Below are 3515 nucleotides of genomic sequence, written 5' to 3'. Positions count from 1 at the left end.
GGCGACCTGGATCACGCCCTCCAGGTCGTGCTCGGCCACCACCTCGTCGGCAACGCCGAGGAAGTCGTTGAAGACCTCGAAGTCGGGGAACAGCGTGGGGTGAACGATGAGCGTGGTGTCGATCCGCTCGGGCGGCGTGGCCGCGAGCAGCTCGAGCTCGCGGTCCAGGTCGTCGAGCAGGCCGTCGACGTGGCGCGCGGTGCTCACCACGATGCGCACCTGGTTCTTCACCCACACGGCGCGCGCGAACGGGCACAGGTTGAGGCCGATGACGGCCTTCTCGATCCAGTGCCGCGTCGCGGCGACGACCTGCTCTTCGGTCACGCCAGGCTCTTGAAGCGCGGGCGCTTGGGCGCGGCGCCCTCTTCGCCCAGGCGCTGCTTCTTGTCGGCCTCGTACTCCTGGTAGTTGCCGTTGAAGAAGAACCACTGGCTGTCGCCTTCGGCGGCCAGGATGTGCGTGCAGATGCGGTCGAGGAACCAGCGGTCGTGGCTCACCACCAGGGCCGAGCCGGCGAACTCCAGCAGCGCCTCTTCCAGCGCGCGCAGGGTTTCCACGTCGAGGTCGTTCGAGGGTTCGTCCAGCAGCAGCACGTTGCCGCCTTCGCTGAGCATCTTGGCCAGGTGCAGCCGGCCGCGCTCGCCGCCCGAGAGGTTCTTCACCAGCTTCTGCTGGTCCCCGCCCGAGAAGTTGAAGCGCCCGCAGTAGGCGCGGCTGGGCATCTGGAACTTGCCCACGGTGATCATGTCCAGGCCACCGGAGATGTCTTCCCAGACGGTCTTGTCGCCGGCCAGGCCGTCGCGGCTCTGGTCAACGGCGGCGATCTTCACGGTCTGGCCGATCTTGACCTCGCCGCTGTCGGGCTGCTCCTTGCCGGTGATGAGCTTGAACAGCGTGGACTTACCGGCGCCGTTGGGGCCGATGATGCCGACGATGGCGCCCGCGGGCACCGAGAAGCTCAGGTTGTCGATCAGCAGGCGGTCGCCGTAGCTCTTGCTCACGCCCTTGAACTCGATGACCTCGTTGCCCAGGCGGTCGGCCACGGGGATGAAGATCTCGTTGGTCTCGTTGCGCTTCTGGTATTCGACGTCGCTCAGTTCCTCGAAGCGGGCCAGGCGCGCCTTGCTCTTGGCCTGGCGGCCCTTGGCGTTGGAGCGCACCCACTTGAGTTCTTCCTTCATGGCCTTGCGGCGCGCGTCCTCGGTGCGCTGTTCCTGCTCGAGGCGGGCTTCCTTCTGCTCCAGCCAGCTGGAGTAGTTGCCCTTGTAGGGAATGCCATGGCCGCGGTCGAGTTCGAGAATCCACTCGGCGGCGTTGTCGAGGAAGTAGCGGTCGTGGGTGATGGCCACCACGGTGCCAGAGAAGCGCTGCAGGAAGTGCTCCAGCCATTCCACCGACTCGGCGTCCAGGTGGTTGGTGGGTTCGTCGAGCAGCAGCATGTCGGGCTTGGACAGCAGCATGCAGCACAGGGCCACGCGGCGCTTCTCGCCCCCCGAGAGCAGGCCGATCTTGGCGTCCCAGGGCGGCAGACGCAGGGCGTCGGCGGCGATCTCGAGCTGGTGCTCGGAGTCGGTGCCGGCGGTGGCGATGATGGCCTCCAGCTGGGCCTGCTCCGCCGCGAGCGCGTCGAAGTCGGCGTTTTCCTCGGCGTAGGCCGCGTACACCTCGTCCAGGCGCTTCTGCGCGGCGCGCACCTCGCCCATGCTGTCTTCCACGGCTTCGCGCACCGTCTGGTCGGGATTGAGCTGAGGCTCCTGCGGCAGGTAGCCGATGCGGATGCCCGGCATCGGGGTCGCTTCGCCTTCGATCTCCTTGTCGAGGCCGGCCATGATCTTGAGCAGCGTGGACTTGCCCGAGCCGTTCAGGCCGAGCACGCCGATCTTGGCGCCCGGGAAAAAGGACAGGGAGATGTCCTTGAGGATCTGTCGCTTGGGCGGCACGATCTTGCCGACCCGGTTCATGGTGAAGACGTACTGAGCCATGGTCTTTCTGTGGGAAATTTGCAGCGCGAGGCATCGCGCGAAACCACGGATTATCGACCCATGCGACAATACGGCCGTTCGGGCACGTCAGTTGGCCCGACACCAGCTGCCTGCTGGGGCGTGCCTCCCGCGCGGACGCCGCCAACTCCCCCTGAAATCCATCGGCCCCGGACTGAGCGGGGCGGCACCCGAGCGGTGCTCCCCGTGTGGCCGATGCCCCAGCGCCCTGGAAGGGCGCAGATTCACATAATGACATTCGAAGAATTGAACCTGGCCCCGGCCATCGTGCAAGCCGTGCACGAGCACGGGTACCACACGCCCACCCCCATCCAGGTGGAGGCCGTCCCCGCCGTGCTGGCGGGCCGCGACCTGCTCGCCGGCGCCCAGACCGGCACCGGCAAGACCGCCGCCTTCACGCTGCCCATGCTGCAGCGCCTCTCCCAGGGCCAGCGCCCGACCAACCGCTTCGGCGGCATCGGCATCCGCGCCCTGGTGCTCACGCCCACGCGCGAACTCGCCGCCCAGGTCGAGGAATCGGTGCGCGTCTACGGCAAGCACGTGAACCTGACCTCCGCCGTGGTGTTCGGCGGCGTGGGCATGAACCCCCAGATCGACGCCATGAAGCGCGGCGTGGACATCCTGGTGGCCACGCCGGGCCGCCTGCTCGACCTGCAGCAGCAGGGCTTCCTCGACCTGTCGGCCGTGCAGATCCTCGTGCTCGACGAGGCCGACCGCATGCTCGACATGGGCTTCATCCACGACGTGAAGAAGGTGCTGGCCCTGCTGCCGCAGAGCAAGCAGAGCCTGCTGTTCTCCGCCACCTTCAGCGACGAAATCCGTGACCTCGCCCAGGGCCTGCTGAAGGACCCGCAGCACATCCAGGTCACGCCGCGCAACACCACGGTGCAGCGCATCACCCAAGTGATCCACCCCGTGGGCCGGGGCAAGAAGAAGTCGCTGCTGGTGCACATCATCCAGTTGCACAACTGGAGCCAGGTGCTGGTCTTCACCCGCACCAAGTTTGGCGCCAACAACGTGGCCGACTACCTCAACAAGAACGGCATCACGGCCATGGCGCTGCACGGCAACAAGAGCCAGGGCGCGCGCACCCAGGCGCTGGCCGGCTTCAAGAGCGGCGAGATCCGTGCCCTGGTGGCCACCGACATCGCCGCGCGCGGCATCGACATCGATGAGCTGCCGCACGTCGTCAACTACGACATCCCCAACATCTGCGAAGACTACGTGCACCGCATCGGCCGCACCGGCCGCGCGGGCCGAGAAGGCCAGGCGGTCAACCTCGTGAGCCTGGACGAAGAAGGCTTCATGATGGAGATCGAGCGCTTCACCAAGCAGCAGATCCCGGTGGAGATGTTCGCCGAGTACATGCCCGAGCCCGGCGAGAAGGCCGAGCCCATCGCCATGGGCCGCCAGACCCTCTGGGGCGGCGCGGGCAAGCCGCCCAGCCGCGACGTGATGGCCGCCGCGGCCAAGGCCGCGCGCCAGGAGATGGTGCAGCGCATCCGCGAGAAGAAG

At 67.2% G+C, this 3515-nt stretch carries 3 protein-coding genes; 1 reads left to right on the top strand and 2 read right to left on the bottom strand.

Going from position 1 to position 3515, the window contains the following annotated elements; all coding sequences use genetic code 11:
- The coding region (locus BGO22_RS03830) for a DUF1415 family protein (protein ID WP_286849088.1) at positions 1-324 on the bottom strand (324 nt) is incomplete at its 3' end.
- Positions 321-1982, bottom strand: coding sequence for an energy-dependent translational throttle protein EttA (ettA, locus tag BGO22_RS03825; RefSeq protein ID WP_070397598.1), 1662 nt, complete (start codon positions 1980-1982; stop codon positions 321-323). The genes BGO22_RS03830 and ettA, both read right to left, overlap by 4 nt.
- Positions 1983-2231: 249 nt before the next feature.
- On the opposite strand from ettA, the gene BGO22_RS03820 reads away from it, so the two are divergent.
- Positions 2232-3515, top strand: a 1284-nt coding sequence (locus BGO22_RS03820) for a DEAD/DEAH box helicase (RefSeq protein ID WP_286849085.1), incomplete at its 3' end; no start/stop codon positions are given.

The organism is Hydrogenophaga sp. 70-12, from assembly GCF_001897365.1.
GTDB lineage: Bacteria > Pseudomonadota > Gammaproteobacteria > Burkholderiales > Burkholderiaceae_C > Hydrogenophaga > Hydrogenophaga borbori.
The sequence above is the reverse complement of the archived record's forward strand: the minus strand, read 5'-3'. Positions and strand labels throughout refer to the sequence as shown.

Excerpts from the sequence above, each read along its gene's own strand:
- ettA (WP_070397598.1), bottom strand. The coding sequence starts at position 1,982 with ATGGCTCAGTACGTCTTCACCATGAACCGGGTCGGCAAGATCGTGCCG.